General features: G+C 38.1%; 11 protein-coding genes. 5 read left to right on the forward strand and 6 right to left on the reverse strand.

What is annotated here, in order from left to right:
* Positions 1–76: 76 nt before the first annotated feature.
* From IEX65_RS27325 to IEX65_RS27340, 4 genes are all read right to left on the reverse strand, one after another.
* Positions 77–2,062, reverse strand: a complete 1,986-nt coding sequence (locus IEX65_RS27325; RefSeq protein WP_188771485.1) for an STN and carboxypeptidase regulatory-like domain-containing protein — start codon at positions 2,060–2,062, stop codon at positions 77–79.
* A 108-nt stretch (positions 2,063–2,170) separates the two neighbouring features.
* Positions 2,171–3,184, reverse strand: coding sequence for a FecR family protein (locus tag IEX65_RS27330; protein WP_188771486.1), 1,014 nt, complete (start codon positions 3,182–3,184; stop codon positions 2,171–2,173).
* 3 nt (positions 3,185–3,187) lie between these two features.
* Positions 3,188–3,550 carry a YybH family protein gene (locus tag IEX65_RS27335; RefSeq protein ID WP_188771488.1) on the reverse strand — a complete coding sequence of 121 codons (363 nt, stop codon included), beginning with the start codon at positions 3,548–3,550 and terminating at the stop codon, positions 3,188–3,190.
* Positions 3,551–4,117 carry an RNA polymerase sigma-70 factor gene (locus IEX65_RS27340; RefSeq protein ID WP_188771490.1) on the reverse strand — a complete coding sequence of 189 codons (567 nt, stop codon included), beginning with the start codon at positions 4,115–4,117 and terminating at the stop codon, positions 3,551–3,553.
* Positions 4,118–4,384: 267 nt separating this feature from the next.
* Here IEX65_RS27340 and IEX65_RS27345 point away from each other — a divergent pair, with 267 nt between their 5' ends.
* Entirely contained in the window at positions 4,385–5,104 is a 720-nt protein-coding gene (locus IEX65_RS27345) for a head GIN domain-containing protein (RefSeq protein WP_188771491.1), read from the forward strand.
* Between the two features lie 83 nt (positions 5,105–5,187).
* Here IEX65_RS27345 and IEX65_RS27350 read toward each other — a convergent pair whose 3' ends face one another.
* Positions 5,188–5,826, reverse strand: a complete 639-nt coding sequence (locus tag IEX65_RS27350; protein ID WP_188771492.1) for a hypothetical protein — start codon at positions 5,824–5,826, stop codon at positions 5,188–5,190.
* 88 nt (positions 5,827–5,914) lie between these two features.
* Here IEX65_RS27350 and IEX65_RS27355 point away from each other — a divergent pair, with 88 nt between their 5' ends.
* From IEX65_RS27355 to IEX65_RS27365, 3 genes are all read left to right on the forward strand, one after another.
* Positions 5,915–8,257, forward strand: coding sequence for a TonB-dependent receptor (locus IEX65_RS27355; RefSeq protein ID WP_188771494.1), 2,343 nt, complete (start codon positions 5,915–5,917; stop codon positions 8,255–8,257).
* Between the two features lie 59 nt (positions 8,258–8,316).
* The gene (locus tag IEX65_RS27360; protein ID WP_188771496.1) at positions 8,317–10,290 is read left to right on the forward strand and encodes a M1 family metallopeptidase; all 1,974 of its coding nucleotides are present in this window, start codon (positions 8,317–8,319) and stop codon (positions 10,288–10,290) included.
* A 106-nt stretch (positions 10,291–10,396) separates the two neighbouring features.
* Positions 10,397–11,242 carry a sugar phosphate nucleotidyltransferase gene (locus IEX65_RS27365; protein WP_188771497.1) on the forward strand — a complete coding sequence of 282 codons (846 nt, stop codon included), beginning with the start codon at positions 10,397–10,399 and terminating at the stop codon, positions 11,240–11,242.
* A gap of 64 nt (positions 11,243–11,306) precedes the next feature.
* On the opposite strand, the gene IEX65_RS27370 is transcribed toward IEX65_RS27365, so the two are convergent.
* Complete coding sequence (locus IEX65_RS27370) at positions 11,307–12,551, reverse strand: MFS transporter (RefSeq protein ID WP_188771500.1); 1,245 nt, start codon at positions 12,549–12,551, stop codon at positions 11,307–11,309.
* Between the two features lie 831 nt (positions 12,552–13,382).
* Between IEX65_RS27370 and IEX65_RS27375 the strand changes: the two genes are divergently transcribed.
* Positions 13,383–18,548, forward strand: coding sequence for a beta strand repeat-containing protein (locus IEX65_RS27375; protein ID WP_188771502.1), 5,166 nt, complete (start codon positions 13,383–13,385; stop codon positions 18,546–18,548).
* Positions 18,549–18,643 lie beyond the last annotated feature (95 nt).

Genomic DNA, 18,643 nt, shown 5'->3' on the forward strand with positions numbered 1-18,643 from the left:
AAAGGACAACTCCATTTCGCCTTAATAGGGTTCAACCCTACTTCGCTCGGCACATGCAACGTCTCTACCTGTGCTTTTAAAATATCCTAATTCCACCTTGAATACCCACCCAAGAAGTAAGAGTAGCTCTTTCACCAAAATAATATCCTTGTTTTTCTGAAATCTTCCAGTTGTTTAGTTTACCTAAATCAATTCCTTCATCTTTGCTCGCTAAGAAATTGAGTGTCGGAGAAACAAACAAAGCAATATGTCGAGTTGCATGAATTTCTAAGCCCAGACTCGCTTTGCTATGTTGGCGTACATTCCAATAATTGCCATTTTGTTGAATATGTGAAGAAACTACATCAAAATTCAGCCAAAATGTACGGTTTAATTTCCACGCTGTGCCTAAACCATAACCGAGTGAGAAGTCTGGTTTATCCGTCATTCCAAAATTATAACCAGCCGTCAGGATATTATAGAAGCGTTTTACGCCTGTTTTAAAAGTTAAATTAAACCAATTAACTTCATCAGCACCGAGTTCGAGACGTCGATAACCGCCTTTTCCTGCAAAACTTAAAAGCCCAATCGGAATACTATTTTCGCTTTCTTTAGCAAAATTGAATAGCCCAATTTGGTAGCCACTTTTTGCTTTTTGAGCAAAATTAAAGAGTGAAATTTGCAAACCACTCATTGCTCCGCCCACAAAATTGGCTGTTCCTGCGATTTGAATTCCTTTAAAATCTTTTCCTACAAAATTGGCAGTACCAGAAATTTGTAGGCCGCTACTATTACCAATCGTGGCATTTGCAGCACCTGCTACTTGAATGCTGGCATGTGCATCTTGCAAGACAAAATTACCAAATCCTGCGGCTTGAATACCCGAAAAGTTTTTGAGCGAAGCATTACCAAACCCAGCCATTTGGATTCCACCTGTGCTTCCACCATTAAGATTTCCGAATCCAGATGCTTGAACTCCGTAGAAGTTACGACCATTTATACTGCCAAACCCTGCCATTTGTACTCCTTTTACGTCTTGTCCAACCAAATTGGCGAATCCAGCAGCTTGAATCCCATAAACTTTTCCTCGAACAGCATTAAAAAATCCACCAATTTCAAGGCTACGCACGCCCAATGAATAGCCACCGATGATGTTGACAGATACATTGTTGATGACGTTTCCGCTCAGATAGTGATTAGTGCCAATAAAAGGCAAAAACGAAATCTGAGCAGGGCGATAAATGGTATCACGGATATTGTCAAGATGAATATTTTGTTTGGTCGTAATGAACCAATCCGTTAGGCGTCTTTGCGTAATTTGGAGCTGTTGTTTGGCGGTATTCCAATATTCTTGGTAATCTATTTTTGGAATCTCAATAATAATAGAATCTTTGGTTTCGATGGGTTCTATTTTAGTTATTACAGGTTGAATAACAGGTAAACTATCCAATTTTTTGTTTGGTAATGAATCTATTTTGAAAGAAATCAGCCGAGCGATGGTATCAACCTTTGGAAGTTTTGGAGTAGCTAAAAGTTTGATATTAAGTATTTTATCTTGTTTTGAGCGAATTAAGATACGCTCATCTTGGTAGTTTTGTTTTCTGACTAACAAATTCACGTTATTCAGTTCTTTCGGGATTTTTAGACGGTAGTAGCCATATTGATTCGATACGGCAGAGGCAAGTGTTACGGGTTCGTAGATACTCGCTTTCTCAATTTTTAAGCCCGTTTCTCCGTCTGAAACGTAGCCCATTACGAAAAAATCTTTCTGTGGCTCTTCGCTTGCTTTTTTTAGAATGATGTAATTATTGCGGTTCTTGAAAGTGGCCGTATTACCAAAAATATCGCTCAAAATCTCTCTAACAGCTTGGTTTTGTGCCGAAATCGACACTCGTTTTTCGACCGAAAATTCATCAGGATTATACGAAAAACTAAAGTTTCCTGCACTGGCAATGCTTTTTAGTGCATTGTCGAGTCTCTCGTTCGAGATTTTAATTGAAATGATTCGTTCGAGCGGTGGTCGGTTTTGGGCAAAAACTTGGGTGATTGAGAGTAGTAAAAAAAATGTTAATAGCTTTTTCATAAATTCTAAAAATGTGTTGTTTGAAGCTATGACATTTTACTTTTGATTTTCCCCTATAAAAAAATGATAGAATGAGCGAATTAGTAAATGATTGAATTTTAAAAATCGCTATTTTTCGCAGCCATCTCCATCAATGATGTACTTTTCTCCTTCGGGCGTAACTTTCAAATTGAGTGTTTCAGCAATTACGTTGAGGGCATTTGGTAGTGTTTCGTTAGTAAAAGTAGTGGTTAGGCGACAGCTTTTTATGTTATTATTTTTCAGAATAATCTTCGTATGATAGTTTTCGCTTAAAACATTGATTACGTGTTCGAGGCTCGCATCTTCAAACACAAATGTTTTGGTTTTGTAGGCAAATGTATTTTTATCAAGCATTACGGCTTTTCTGATAGTATCTTTTTCGACCTCAAATTCAGCTTCTTCGCCTTTAATCAAAAGCGTCTGCTTTTTTTCGTGCTTAAACTCAACCTTACCAGACTCTACACTCACTTTTACATTTTTGGTGTAGGCTTTTACGTTGAAAGAGGTTCCCAAAACCCGAATATCTGAGCCGTTGGCGTGAATGATAAAAGGCTTACTTTCATTGCGTTGAACCTTGAAAAAAGCTTCACCTGAAAGGTTGATTTCTCTTGTATCTCCTTCAAAACCAGCAGGATAGCTTAGATTTGTATTAGCATTTAAGAAAACCACCGAGCCGTCGGGTAGGGTTTGTTCTAATGTATTTTGAGTAGTTTTTAGACTAATGATTTCGGGTTCTTTTCTACTTAAAAACAGAGCTAAAATACCCGCCAGTAGTAATGTGATACTCGCTGCAATACGTATCGGTGTGAAGAAAATCTGCTTGGTAGGCTTCATAGCTACCACTTGTGGCATCACAGCAGGCTGCATCTTAGATTTAACCTTCTTCCAAGCAGCATCAACATTTACGTTTATTTGTTCGGCTGGATTTTCGGCTTTACTAATGGCAATTTGTGCCAAAATATAGCTGTAATCGTCGAACTCTTTTTGATTGGCAACATCTTTTTTGAGCCAAGTTTCAACCAATGCCGATTCTTGGGCATCAGTTTCCTGAGCCAAGTATTTACCTAAAAGGTCTTCGGTTATTGGTTGATTTGTGTTCATTTTTTATTCAGAATAATAAACATTTATCTTATAAACTTCTAAGTTTTCATTAAAAGTCATGACTTCTGCGGCTCTTTTATTAGTTGCAGTGTTTAAGTAATAAATTGTTATACCATCAATACCAACCAAGAGTTCTATTAATTCAAACTTTAGATTTGGGATTCGTTCTAAACCAATCGTCCAATATTTTCTAACTTCCTCTTTACCCACCACAATACCGTTGCTTTGCGGATAAAGTTTAGCTGCCATCGGGGTAGTAATAGAAAAATCATCGGTATAATGACTCAAAATTCTATCGAGGTCATGCGAGTTCCATGATTCAATCCATTCGTCGGCAAATGCTTTTGCAAAATCAAGTGTTATCATCTAATTCAAAAAAAATAAAAGTAATGGTAAATATTCTGCCAACTCTACTCTCAATATTTTAAGGGCTTTTCCTATCTGATTTTCTACGGTTTTGGGCGAAAGCTCTAATTTTTCGGCAATTTCGTGGTATTTTAATTCCTCAAAACGACTCATTCTGAAAATCAATTGGCATTGTTCGGGTAATTTCCTAATAGCCTCCTCAATTTTGTGTTCGAGTTCGTTTTTCATGACCGTCTGGCTCACCGATTCGTACGAAGCATCATAAAAATTGATGGCGTATTGTTGGTGTTCTTCCCGAATCTTCAAATGTTTGATTCGATTCAAGCAATGATTATGCACCGCTCGGTACAGATACGATTTCAACGAAATAGTGATTTCTAAGTCACTGCGTTTCTCCCAAATACTTAAAAATAGATTCTGTACTATCTCTTCAGCTTCTTCTATCTCTTTCAGCATCGAATTGGCATAAGTGCATAGGCTTTGGTAATATTTCCGAAATGTTTCTTCGAAAATATGCTCATTGCCTTCTCTGATTGCACTAATTATTTCTTGCTCCGATAAAATCACCGATTTCTATAAATATTTTGTGCAAACATAAAGTTTTATGTTCAAATTTCTATGGTTAAAGTTGATGAAAGGCAGAAAGTATGGCCATTTGTGAATTTCTGAAACACACATTTTCTCCAATTTCTGTCTTTTAGATAAAGACAACTCAACCAAAAGTTTCCCCTATGGGGAAGATAATTTTTTGAAAATTTTTTTTAGAGGAATAGGGGGAACGGTTTGTTGGGCTGTCATAGTACCAAACAAATCAATGAAAAAACTATTAGAAAAATGAAAAATCTAAAATTCACCTCTGTTGTATTAATAACAGCTTTGAGCCTAAGCATGAGTTCGTGTGATGTACTTCAACAAACCGTTGACCCAAAAGATGCTAAACAGACAACTTTCGATATAAAGAATTTTGATGGCTTAGAAATTGGAAATGCTTTTGAGATTACGGTTACGAAAGGTAGCGATTACAAAATAAAGGCGTCGGGCGATAGCCGTGACATTGATGATTTGGTTGTAAAAGAACGCAACGGTACGCTGGAAGTGTATTACCGCAATAATTGGAGATTACGTAGATACAAAATGAGTATCGAAATCGAAATGCCAACTTTGCGTGAAATTGATTTTTCGGGAGCAACGGAATCAAGCATTAAAGGCTTCGATAACCTCGACGAACTTGAAATAGATTTATCTGGAGCATCGAAAGGAACATTTTATACCAGTGCAAAAACGTTTGATATTGACCTATCGGGAGCTTCAACGCTTGAATTGGAAGGGAAAGCCAATAAAATCTACGCCGAATTATCGGGTGCATCAACCCTTAATGCCTTTAGTACGAATGCTACTGATGCTTCATTGAATCTTTCGGGAGCAAGTAATAGTCGTGTGAGTGTCACACAGCAGCTCAAAGTAAAAGCCAGCGGAGCAAGTAAAGTGCGTTATCGTGGCGATGCCAAGGTAGAATCTGACCTTTCGGGAAGTAGTAAGGTGATGAAGGAGTGATAGTCCGTCGTCCGCAGTCAATTGTCAACAGAAAACATTTCTATTGAACTGTTGACTATCGACTGTTGTTTGTGGACTATTTATCAATTCGCATTATAATGATGTAAAAATGAGATGAGACGTTCGTAGCTCAGTAAATCTTCGTCAGTGCCGTTTTTTAGTAGAAAATGGCGATAAATATTCGTAATTGTCGCAAAATTGCAGTTATCGCTGAGTTTTGCGGCAATTATTCCTTTAAAACACCGATGTACTTGATTATACAAATATCGGCAAGGCATCGTCGGCGAATCATTCAAGGTCTCTTCAATAAAATTCAGAGAATCGGCTGTATTCAAAAATTCAAAGCCTTTTTCTTCAAAAAAGCTTCTAATTTCCTGCGTAACTTTATCAAAATCTGCTTGGTTGGCTACTTTGTATCTGAAATATTTAATTTCGAGAAACTTCCCGATGCTAATCACCAATGTATTGGCTGCTGGCCTATACCCAAAACTATTATTGAGAAATTGCTGTGCTATTTGTTCAATAAACTCGAATCTTACGCCAAAGTTTACTTCTACCCAAAACACATTTTGTGCTTCTGAAATAGAAAAAATTATATTCTGAAATCCGTTTTGTGTAGATTTGCGGTACTGCTTTTGGTCAGGGACAAAACCAAACCCGTGCGATTGGAAAAAAGTATCCAATTGCTCATAAAATTTGGTTTCAAACTGCCTATGTATCATATCTGAATTCATTTACAAATAAACCTTTGTGGTATCTAAATGTTTAGACTTTAGCAGTAAAATATGTTTTCTTATAATTAATATACTGATGTACAGAGGATTTATCACCGTCGTAATTTTGATAGGCACGTGCTTTGGAGTGATTGCCCAGTCGAGTTCAAAAAATACCCCATCGGCTTCACAAACTATCCGTGGAAAAATAATAGATTATGTAAGCGAACAACCAGTCGTTGGTGCTTCAATTACGCTTTTAAACTCTAAAAAAGGCACCCAAACCGATGCCGATGGTAGTTTTTCGTTCGGAAAAATGCCTATCGGTCGTTATCAAGTGCAAGTAAGTTCGGTTGGCTATGAAAGTCAAACAATATCTGAACTTTTGCTTGAATCGGGCAAAGAAATGGTCTTGGAAATCAGACTTCACGCCACTGCCAATCAATTGGCTGAGGCCGTTGTAAGAGCTCCATCGGCTAATCTTTCGGGAGCGGTTACGAGTATTCAGAGTATTTCAACCGAGCAGATTTTTCGTTATCCTGGCACTTATCTCGACCCCGCACGCTTGGCAACAGCATACGCAGGTGTAGCCAATTCAAACGACCAGGCAAACGGAATGGTGGTGCGTGGAAACTCACCCAACGGGGTTCAGTGGCGTTTGGAAGGAGTAGAAATCGTGAATCCAAATCATTTAAGCAATGCGGGAACATTTAGCGACCGAATCACACAAAATTCGGGTGGGGTCAATATTCTTTCTGCCCAATTATTGGGAAACATGAGTTTTTTGACTGGTGCTTTTCCTGCTGAATATGGTAATGCACTTTCTGGTGTAATGGATATGCGTTTGCGTAAAGGAAACGATAAAGAGCATGAATTTACGGCACAAGCGGGCTTAATTGGCATTGATTTGGCCGCCGAAGGCCCGATTGGTAAGAATGGGGCGAGTTACTTGGTCAATTATCGTTATTCGTTTACGGGCTTGTTGGCAACGATGGGTGTAAAATTTGGCGGAGAAGACATTCGATTCCAAGATTTAGCTTTTAATCTTAATTTTCCGACAAAAAAAGCAGGGACTTTCACACTTTTTGGAATGGGTGGCTTGAGCAGCAATGTTTTTGCGGCAGTAAGAGATACATCGCAATGGGTTGTTCAAAAAGATGGATTTGATATTAATTACAAAAACCAAATGGGGGCTGTTGGGGTGACTCACAGTGTAAATTTAGGTAAAAGAACTTTGTGGAGAACAGCACTTGTAGCTTCGGGGTTGAGTAGTTCGAGAGATGCTTATATATTGAGTAAGGCTTCTTTTGAAAAATTTCCGACTGACAACGATAATTCTAAGAAAATTAAAAATTCATTTTCTACGAGTTTGAGCTATAAACTTAACGATAATAATAGTCTGAAAGTTGGTGTATTTGTCACGCATCAGTACGACAAACTTTTATCGGTTTCGGAAAATACTTTCAAAGCTGAGGGACATGCTACTGGATTGGTACTTCAACCATATTTAAACTTCCATTTATCTCCATTGCCTAAACTTTCGGCAAACGTTGGTTTACACTATCTCAATTATACTTATAATAAGACAAAGTCTTTCGAACCACGCTTGTCGCTTAGTTATCAACTGTCTAATAATCAGTCGATTAGTGTGGCTTATGGTTTGCATAGCCAATTGCAGCCTGCTCAATTATACTTTGCTCAATCCGATTTCTTCGATAATAATTTAGCCAATGCTTATTTGGGTTTGACAAAATCGCATCACTATGTACTGAGCCATCAATATACTTTCAAAAAAGGCTCATATTTCAAGACCGAGCTTTACTTCCAGAAAATATTCAATGTGCCTACTTTTAGTGGTAATTCTGCCTTTTCGGCTTTAAATATCATAGAAGAATATCAGTCGGCCAATTTGCGTAATTTAGGTGATGGCGAAAACTACGGTATTGAATTTACTTATCAACAGTTTCTGACGAATGGTTTTTATGCCCTTACAAATGCCACATTGTATCGTGCCTACACAATTAATGATGGTGTAAGACGAAACAGTCGATATAACGGAAAGCATATTTTTAATCTGACGATTGGAAAAGAGTGGGAGAGAAGCAAAAATCGAATGTTGGGGGCAAGTGTGCGAGTAGTATGGCTTGGAGGATATTATGAAAGGGAAATAGACGAGAAAATTTCTATTGCACGACAAAATTTGATATACAAAGATGCTTACGATTTTACGGTAAAACAACCCGATTATTTCCGACCAGATTTTCGTATTTATCTGAAAAAATCGAAGGAAAAGTATTCTCGTACGCTGGCTTTGGATATCCAGAATATAGCTAACTATCAGAATGTTTCGTTTAGTTATTATGATATATTACAGAATAAAATCGTTAGACAATACCAGCTTGGCTTGATTCCGATTTTGAGCTATCGCTGGGAGTTTTAATGAGTCCACTATCAATGGTCGATAGTCAATAGTAACGACATATATGAACAATAAAAATCATGAAAAATATTTTTAAAGTATTTATTATCAGTTTTTTATCTTTTTTCGCTTATGCCCAAGAAGATGGTGCTGATATTTGTTCAAAATCGAAACAAGAGGCTTTTAAGCGTTTTCGGGATTTGCGAAATGCACGAGTGGCGTATCCTGGAGATGATAAAATTGATGTGACTTACTATAAGCTAAATCTGAATATCTCGCACGCTCAACAATACCTGAGAGGCGAAGTTACAGTGGCTTTCAAACTCAAATCAGCTTCATCTACTTGTTTTTTAGATTTACGAAGCCCATTGAAAGTTGATTCGGTAAAATTGGATAATAAACGAATAACGTTTGTGCAAGATGCCAGTAAAGTAAATCTAACTTTTGATAAATCATATCCGCAAGGGCAAGCTCTTAGTGTAATTGTATTTTACCAAGGAAAGCCTAATACATCGGCGTTTGGTAGTTTTACGTTTGCAACGCACGGAAGTAGTAATGCACCAGTTGTTTGGAGTTTGAGTGAACCCTACGGTGCTCCCGATTGGTTTCCGTGTAAAGATACCCCTGCCGATAAAGCAGATTCTTCGGATGTTTGGATTACAATGCCTGTATCTTTCGTATCGGTATCTAATGGTGCTTTAGTAAAAGTGCTTGATAATAAGGATAATACACGAACTTATCAATGGAAGAATCGTTATCCGATTGCTCAATATTTGATTTCGATAGCCTGCTCAAATTATACCGAATACAAAAACTATTATAAATACTCTGATAAAGATTCGATGACGGTTAATCATTTTGTTTATCCCGAATCGTTCACGGCTGCTACCAAAACACAGCTCGACCAAACACCTTTTATGCTCAAATTATTTTCGGAGAAATTTGGACTTTATCCATTTATCAAAGAAAAGTACGGACACGCACAGTGTGATTTTGGTGGAGGAATGGAACACCAAACCTGTACGTCTATCAATAGTTATGGTGGAAGTTTAGTTGCCCATGAACTTACGCACCAGTGGTTTGGCGATAAGATTACTTGTAAGAATTGGGAGAATATTTGGCTTAATGAGGGTTTTGCTACTTATGGCGAAGCCATTTATGCTGAAGCTTTGGGAGGAAAAAATGGGTATCAGGCAAATATAGCAGGTAACGCTACTCGTGCGAAACGTGCTGTTGGCACTTTATATGTACAAAATATTAGTAACGAATCTGAGATTTTTAATAACAACAGAACTTACTCGAAAGGAGCAATGGTACTGCACATGTTACGAGGCATTGTGGGTGATGAAAAGTTCTATAAGATTCTTCAAAACTATTTGGTATCAAGTGTGGCTTATAGTGCTGCTACTACCGAAGACTTTCAGAAAGTGGCAGAAGAAACGACAGGTTTGAAACTTGATTACTTTTTTAAGGAATGGGTCTATGGCGAAGGTTATCCGAAATACACATACACTTACAATCCGAACGAAGCTTCTAAAGAATTGAAAATTACGATTGCTCAGTCGTCGGGTACAAACCCAATTGTGTTTTCGATGCCAGTCGATATAAAAATTATAATGGCTGATGGTACAGAGAGTTTATCGACTGTATTTATTGATAAAGCAACACAGGAAATTACGTTTTCTAAGCCACAAGGAGTAATTTCGCAGGTGATTTTCGACCCAGAGAATAAAATATTGAAGGATGTAACCGAAAATAAAGTTACATCAGCAGTGACAGGAAATGAACCTGAATCTAATTTAGTTAGTTGGAGTATTTATCCAAATCCTGCTGATAATCAAGTAGTTGTGGGTTTCGGATTGTCAAAACAAGCCGAAGTTGAGGTTGAAATATTTGATAAATTAGGGAAAAAACTGAAATCAGAAGCGGTTGAGAATTTAATATTCGGTAATTATTCCAAACAGATTTCGTTGAACGGATTCTCAAGCGGAACATTTTTGGTGCGTTTACGCATCAACGACCAATATTTTGGAAAGACATTAATTGTTAAATAAAAAAATCGACGTTCCGATTAGAGCCACCGCTTCGGCCGTTCGATTTCAAGTTGTTTTATAGATTATTTATACCAACCGAACAACTTAGAAAGTTGTTCTACACCAAATGAAATTATTGATACTGGCAGGCGGAATGTCGTCTCGCATGAAAAAGAATTTAGAAGGTAGTACCAGCCTCGACTCGAAACTTATCGAACAAGCCAACACTTTACCGAAGTCAATGATTGGGCTGGGCAAAGATGGCCGACCATTTCTCGACTATGTATTATATAATGCTTCAGTAGCGGGTGTCAAGGAAGTTGTGCTTTTGCTCAATCCTAAAGATACTGTTTCGCAACCGCACTATGAAAAATTGATGCAGGGAGGCAAAAACTGGGGTTTGCAAATTGGCTTTGCTCGCCAGCATATTCCCGAAGGACGCCAGAAACCGCTCGGTACTACCGATGCCATTGAGCAAGCCCTCAATCAGTTTCCAGCGTGGAAAAGTAGCCGATTTATCGTGTGCAATGGAGATAATTTGTATCCAGTAAAAGCCTTTGAACTACTGCTCGATGAAGCATATCCCAATGCCATGCTCGATTGGGATACCGAAGGCTATACGGTTGATAGAGTAAGGAACTGTGCCATTATTAAGAAAGACTTGGAAGGTTATTTGGTTGATTTGCTCGAAAAACCAAATGATGAAGAATGGGCAGAAATCACGCAAACAATGCCAAGAATAGGTATTAGTTGGAATATTTTTGCTTTTACAAGCTCAGATTTAATACCATTTTTGGAGAAAACTCCACTTCATCCAGTAAGAAATGAAAAAGAGATTCCTGTAACTGTGCGTATGTGGGCTAACGAAAATCAGAAAGGAATCTATACCATTCAGATTGCCGACGTACTGCCAGACCTAACGAGTAAAAGCGATATTGCCGAAGTGCAGGCTTTATTGAATTACGATATTTGATTGAGTATGAATAACGTCGGCAAGTAGTTCAGTTCCACTGTGGGTTCAAAGCCTTGCCGACGTTTTAATCAACTGCAACGATTTCTTTGGTTGGGTCGATGAAGAACCACAGGAACGAAGCCATAATCAAGCAACCTGCAATCAAGAATAACGGATAATTGAAATTACCAGTTTGCTGCACGATTGTTCCGAAAATAATTGTAATAAAGAAGCCTCCCATTTGTCCTGCGAAATTCATTGCTCCAGTCACAGTTCCCGAATTTCGCTTACCAATATCTACACAAACCGCAAAAGCTACGGGTAAAGTTAAGTCTTTTAGTAACACACAAAGTGCCAGTAAATATCCTGCCAGTTCGTTATTTTCGGTGAGACCTGCACCCAAAAAACAAATACTCGACGAACCAAGACCAAGTACACCAACAATTCTCCGACCCAGTTTTAAACCTAATTTTTTACTCAAAATATCGCTGGCAAAGCCACCTACAACGCAGCCAATTGCTCCGAGAAAATAAGATAAAGAAACAAAGTTTTTGGCTTGTTCTTCGCTCATGTGGCGGCCTTCTTGAAAGTAAGTCGATGACCAGTTGGTGAAGAAATAAGAAGCATAAAAGAACAAATGGCACATCAGCATTAATATCCAAACGTTTGGATTCTTAACAATAGTTTGCCAACTGATTTTGTGACTCACGGGTGCTTGACGGCGAGCTGATTCTATCTCTTCGATTTCTTGTGGAATAATATTCTTATGCTCGGCTGGATTATCACGAAACCAAAAATACCAAACCGATGCCCATACTGAGCCTACAATTCCAAGAATAAAAAACGCATATCGCCAACCAAATGTATGCACTAAAGGGATAACCAAAAGAGGAGTTAAGGCTCCTCCGATGCGTCCTGCTGCCCAAATAACTGATTGAGCTCTTCCAACTTCAATAGCGGGAAACCATCGAGAAATAACAATTGAGGCATTTGGATAGGCTCCCGCTTCGCCCACACCGAATAAAAAACGCACAATAAGTAGATACACAAATCCGAAAGCAGTGCCAGTGAGTGCCGTAAAACCCGACCACCAAAGTACTACACGGGTAAGGATTTTTCGTGGGCCGATGCGGTCACCTAAAATACCAGTTGGCAATTCAAAAAGGGCATAAGCCAGTGAAAACGCCCCCAAAATATATCCAAAAGATTGGTTATCGAGATTCAAATCAGCTTTCACGTATTTGCTTACTACATTCATGCAAACACGGTCGAGAAAAGTAATGATTGATAAAAGGAATAGTAAGAAAAGTACTCGATGTCGAATTTTCATGAGGCTTGAGTAAATAGGGCTTTAGGATTTTTTTGAATAATCAAATGTAAAAAAAAACGTGCAGAATAATGCTTTTGGTACGGTATAAATAGAAGCATTTTTGAAGTAATAAACTCACAACAAAGTTTATGCCATAGAAACCCCGTTTTACTGAGTTCTTATTAATCGGTAGCGTTTTATAAAGGTGTTTTTATAACACAAAAAAAAATGTATCCGCTTAAAAAAAAAACACTTCCCATTGTGACGGTAGATTATTATTGAGCGGATACATTTCTTTAAATCGTGATAAAAGCAGCCATTTTGAATTAATTATTACTTTTTGGGTGGCATGATTTTTCCGCTAAGCGTAGTGATAAAAACTAACGTTGATTTGTTTCCCTGCTCTTATGTTTATCATTAAAAAAAGAAAAGTTGAGACATGAAGCCTTGAGGTTTTATGGCTCCATCATATGTATAAGTTCATACAATGAATTAAGTACAACCTATTTTAAAGTAACTCAAAACGCAAATATAACTATGTTGATTATTGCTGCTGTAAACTTGTGGATTTTAGTCATAATTAATTACCGTGGAGGCGATAAAAAATCTTCGAAGCTTCCAAGTTTTCCATTACTTCTAAGAAAAATATGGCTTTTATCACAGAAGAGGATATTAGTATTAGACAGTGTTTTTTTAGATAAAAAATCACATAGAAAGGTGGTTTTAGAATACTTTATGGCTCTTAATATCTGTTTCAAAACATGAATTCAAGCTAAAAATCTCTCTGATTTAATTCCAAATTGAGTAATTCAAGCTACTAAGAATAGCTGTTCACAAATAAAAAAAAATGTCATGGACAAGTTTTACAATTTAAACTTTTTATTGCAAAAACGTTGGGAGTATAGGGTTCTAACGTTTTGGACTTGCTTTTTAGTAAGTAGTTTCATAAATCAAGTCAATGCCCAATTGGCATTACAAAACCTTAGTTGTACTACCACTAATATAACGGCTTCAACAGGTTATGCTACTGGTTCATTGGCATCGGCTGGAGCAGGTGCAGCAGGCACAAACTATAACTTTTTGCCGAATCAAACCTTTCTTCAAAAAGCCGTTGTACGAACTGATGCCAATGGTTCGGTTGGTATTATTAATTCAGTAACGGTTCAATACCAAACTTATCCTGTAAATAATTCTTCGGCCATAACTACTACAGTGGCTTCCAGAAAAGGAAGTTTGTATTTGAAAGATGGTGCAACGATGAACTGTATCGGGCCAGAGATTCAGGCCTTGCGTAAAGCAAATTACAGTAGCACTTTTAACCCAGAATATGAAGGCCTAACGCCAAATACCGATTATATCCTCGTAATCCAAACAACTGTGGCATCTAACGCCATAGCTTTAATAAATTCTTCGGTTAGATATTATGGCGGTTTTGTAACAACGCCAGTTATTGCTTTTGGTAATTGTACTACAACTACTTCAACAGGAACTTTCAAAGAAGCTATTCCTTCGACAGGAACACTTACAGTTCCTATCACCGTAACGGTTCCTGGTTCAACAACTTTTACAGTTTCAGGAGCAAACTTTACTGGTACATTAACAACAAATACTACTCTTGGCCAAACTTCTGTAACTATCCCGATTGCGTATGATGGATTGGGTTTGCCAGGTAGTCGTACACTCACGATTAGCTCAAACCGAGCAACAGGAACTTGTTCGACAACTGTTACAGTTTCGGGTGGTGCAGACTTCGATGGGGATGGCATTGCTGATTCGGTCGATATTGATGATGATAATGATGGGGTGCTTGATGTAACAGAATGTCCTTCGAGTCCGTTGGTTACTAATGGTGATTTTTCGGTTGCTACTGGATGGACGGTTGCAGGTGGATGGGGTATCAGCGGTGGTAATGCAGGTAATTATGATGACGTGGCTTCAAATCAATTATTAAGTCAAACGATAAGTAATTTAAATCTTGCAACAGTTTCGAGTGGAACAATTACTCTAAACGTGGATATTAGAACTAACGGTATAAGTAATGTGATAAATTCGACTAATACTGCAAAATTAGAGGTTTTGCTTAATGGTGTTGTATATGCGACCTTTAATAATCCTAACGGAGGAACCACTGCAACTGCGGCAGCCAATAATGGAGCTACTATTTCTGCAACCTCATTTCCTATTTCATTAACATCAGGAACTTTTACACCATTTTCAATTAATATCCCAGCAACAGGATTACCAGCATCAGCTACATTGGCCTTTAGATTTACGGCAAATGGAGATGATTTTGCAATTGATAATGTTTCTATCATAAGAAATGCTCCCTTCTGCGACACTGATAATGATGGTATCTCGAATCAATTTGATTTAGACTCAGATGGTGATGGTTGTTCGGATGCAGTGGAAGCAGGGGCAACTAATAATTTAACTAATAACTTTGCTTTCTCAGGACCTTATGGTACAAATGGTTTGGCAAATGCTTTAGAAACAGTAGCTGATAATGGAACTATCAACTATACCTCTACTTATGCAGCAAAAGCATTGAATAATGCGATAAATGGCTGTCCGACTATCTTTACTTGTTCGCCAAAAGCGTATTTGTTCCAGAATGCCCCAACCGATATCATAGAGGTTGATATGATTACTGGAGTAGGTACTACCGTAGCTAATGATATATATGCGGGAGCTTCTTCGGCTGGTTTTAACCCGAAAGACAATTTCTTATGGACATTCCAAAGAGCTGCTGGAACACTTGCTCGAATTGGTAGCAACTGGCAATATACAACTCATACAATTGCTGGTCTTACGGGTGATTATAATTTAGCAGATATTGATGCTAATGGTATAATGTATTTAGGTTTACAAAATAGTGGTTCTTTTGTACGTATCGACCTAAATCCTTCATCGCCAACATACCTTACTAAACTACCTGCTTTAACTACGACTGCAACTAATATTGCTGATTGGGCTTCGTGTCCAGCAGATAATTTCTTGTACTCGATGGATATTAATAAAGTTTTATACAAGTTCGATAAAACAACGGGTGTAAGAACTACAATTGGTACTGTGACAGGTGGGGGAATCGCATCAGAAACAGTTGATTTTGGGGCAATGTATATGGATAATCTTTGTAACCTATATGTTCAAAATAATGGTTCTGGTAAAATCTATAAAATTGGTAATGTAAATACTGGTGGTACTGCTGCTATTCTTGTTTCGACAACAAGTACAAGTAGTGCAAATGATGGTGCAAGATGTCCAACAGCTCCGCTTGGTTTTACACTAACTGCTCAAAATGGCTCAGTATTTATTGATAATGGTGTTGGTGCTGGTGGTATAGCAAGTAACTGTATCAAAGATGGTTTGGAAGTGAATACTAATATTCCAGCCCAACTTTATGCAAAGTTAATTCCTCAATCGGCAACATCAGCATTGGATGTAAAACCAGTAACAAATGGTGGCTTTAGCTTATCTGTATTTGCTAATGGTACTTACACAATTATTTTGGATGATAATAGTGACTTAAACGATATTACTGCAACACTTCCTACCGATATACTTGGTACAAAAACTTGGACAGGTACTATCACTAACGGTGCTCCATCTGTGCCTTTGTTATTCTGTTTACAAACAAACGATAAAGATAATGATGGTATCATTGATAGTTGTGATATTGATGATGACAACGATGGTATCTTAGATGTTGTAGAAAACGATGCTTGTAATCTTACGGGTGGAGTTCTTAGAGTTGGTTATATTCCTAACGCAAGAAACCTTAGTGGTGACACTGGTTATACTTTCGATGGACAATACATGACGCCAGGTTCTGTGCCTAAATTACTAAATACTGCTAATTTCGGCCCATCAGGTATTGTAAAAACTTCTTTTGTATTAGTCCCTATCACTGGAACTATTACTAAGTCTGTGTTAGATGGACTTAACTTAAATGTGATTTTCTTAGGCGGAATTGATAGCCCAGGGACGGGAGTTTCGTACTTATCAGCAGGTGAGTTTACCGCAATCAAAGATTGGTCAGATGATGCAGATACAAAAGTTGTAGTGGCAACTCAAACTCAAGCGGTACCGTGGGGAGTAACAGTGGCTAATGCAAATGTTAACCCAGATTCGCCAACTCTTGCAGGAGCTCAAACTACAATTTTTAAAGGGCCTTTTGGAAATGTTACTTCATTTACTCAAGGTGGAGGTTTTCAAGGTATTTTCTCTGGAATTCCAAATGATTGTGGAACTACCATCTTAGCCAATGACGCAAATGGTAAACCTGTATTTTTCAGAGATGCAGTTTATAAAGATTTATTAATTGGTGATGTTGATATCCTAACATCACTGGGTGGTATAACAGCTGGTTCTGCAGTTACATCAAATAATGATAAATTATATGCAAACTTATGGGCTTATATAGCTAAAGCTGCTACTTGTTCGACTGTTGATAGTGATAATGATGGAATTGCCAATAGTCTTGACCTCGACTCAGATAATGATGGTATTCCTGATAATATCGAAGCACAAGCAACTGCATCTTATGTAGCTCCAAGTGGAAATGATACAGATAATGATGGTTTAGATGATGCCTACGAAGGTGCAGGAAATGCTGGTATTATACCAACAAATACTGACGGTATTGACAACCCTGACTTTTTAGATTTAGATTCTGATAATGCTCAAGGCACGGATACCGTAGAAGGTGGACTTACACTTGACGGTGTTGATTCTGATAATGATGGTTTGGATGATGCAGTTGACACCGACAATGCGGTTCAAGGGCCAGCTAACTCAAATGTTTCCACTACAATTCCAACGGGTGGTTTACTAACAGCTTACCCACATAATGCAACTCAAGTATATTGGAGAACGTCAGCTACTCCGCCAATGCCAAATATTGTTGGTGCAGCGGGTTCGGTTTTCCATGATAATGGTGCAGGTAGTGGAATCGCCAATGACTGTATCTCTAATGGTACAGAGGCAGCTAATATATTACCAATCAATACATTCTATGCAAATTTGGTTTCGGGAACAACCGTTCTGAAATCGTCACCAGTTGCTGCTGATGGTAGTTACTCATTGACAAATATTCCAGATGGAACAGGTTATGCACTGATTATCACCAATTCGGCAACTGCAACTTCGGTTGTAATGCCAGCTGGTTGGGCTTTAGTAAGTGGAACAGGTTCTAATCCATACCAAGTAGTATCAGGTTCGGTTCAACCATCGACTGCTGCAACATTCTGTTTGAAACAAATAGCTAATGTTATCGGTACGGCAGGTGCAGTATTCAATGACAATGGAGGTACTGGTGGTGTAGCAGGAAACTGTATCAAAGATGGTAACGAAGGTACTCTCGCAATTCCGACAGGTTTGTTTGTGAACCTATTATCAGGAAGCACAGTAGTGAAATCGTCACCAGTTGCTGCTGATGGTTCATATTCTTTAACAGGTATTGGAAACGGTACATACACTGCAGTTTTAACTACAAGTAATATTGGTACTACGCCTATGTTGCCATTTGGTTGGGCGATGAGTTCGGGTATTGGTTCGGCTGCGGTAGTCATCACTAATGGTGCATTAGTTGGAACTGCTCCAAGCTTCTGTATTCGTCAAGTAGCTAATATTTCTGCTCCAGCAGGAACAGCCTTTGTTGATAATGGAGTAGGTGGAGGAACAGCCTTCAACTGTATCAAAGATGGAAACGAAGGAACAACGGCTCTTCCAGCTAATACTTTCTGGGTCAATCTCGTACAAGGTGGTATCGTGAAAAAATCTTCGGTGGTTGCTACTGATGGTAGTTATGCTTTCTCAGGAATTTTTGATGGCACTTACACTGTCGTGATTACGACAAGCCCAACGGCTATTGGTTCGGCAATGCCTACCAGTTGGGAATTGAGCAGTGGTACAGGGTCAGTTACGATTACAATTGCTAATGGTATTGTAACGCCAAATACGCCTACGAGCTTCTGCTTGAAAAACTGTGTATTTACACTACCAACACTTAATAAATAATGATACATATATTAATTCCTCAAGGGATTAATTTAAAAATATAACAAAATGAATATTCAAGAGAATAATCAGCTTGACCTGAAAAAGAAAAAGCC

The organism is Emticicia aquatilis, from assembly GCF_014644295.1.
Classification (GTDB): domain Bacteria; phylum Bacteroidota; class Bacteroidia; order Cytophagales; family Spirosomataceae; genus Emticicia; species Emticicia aquatilis.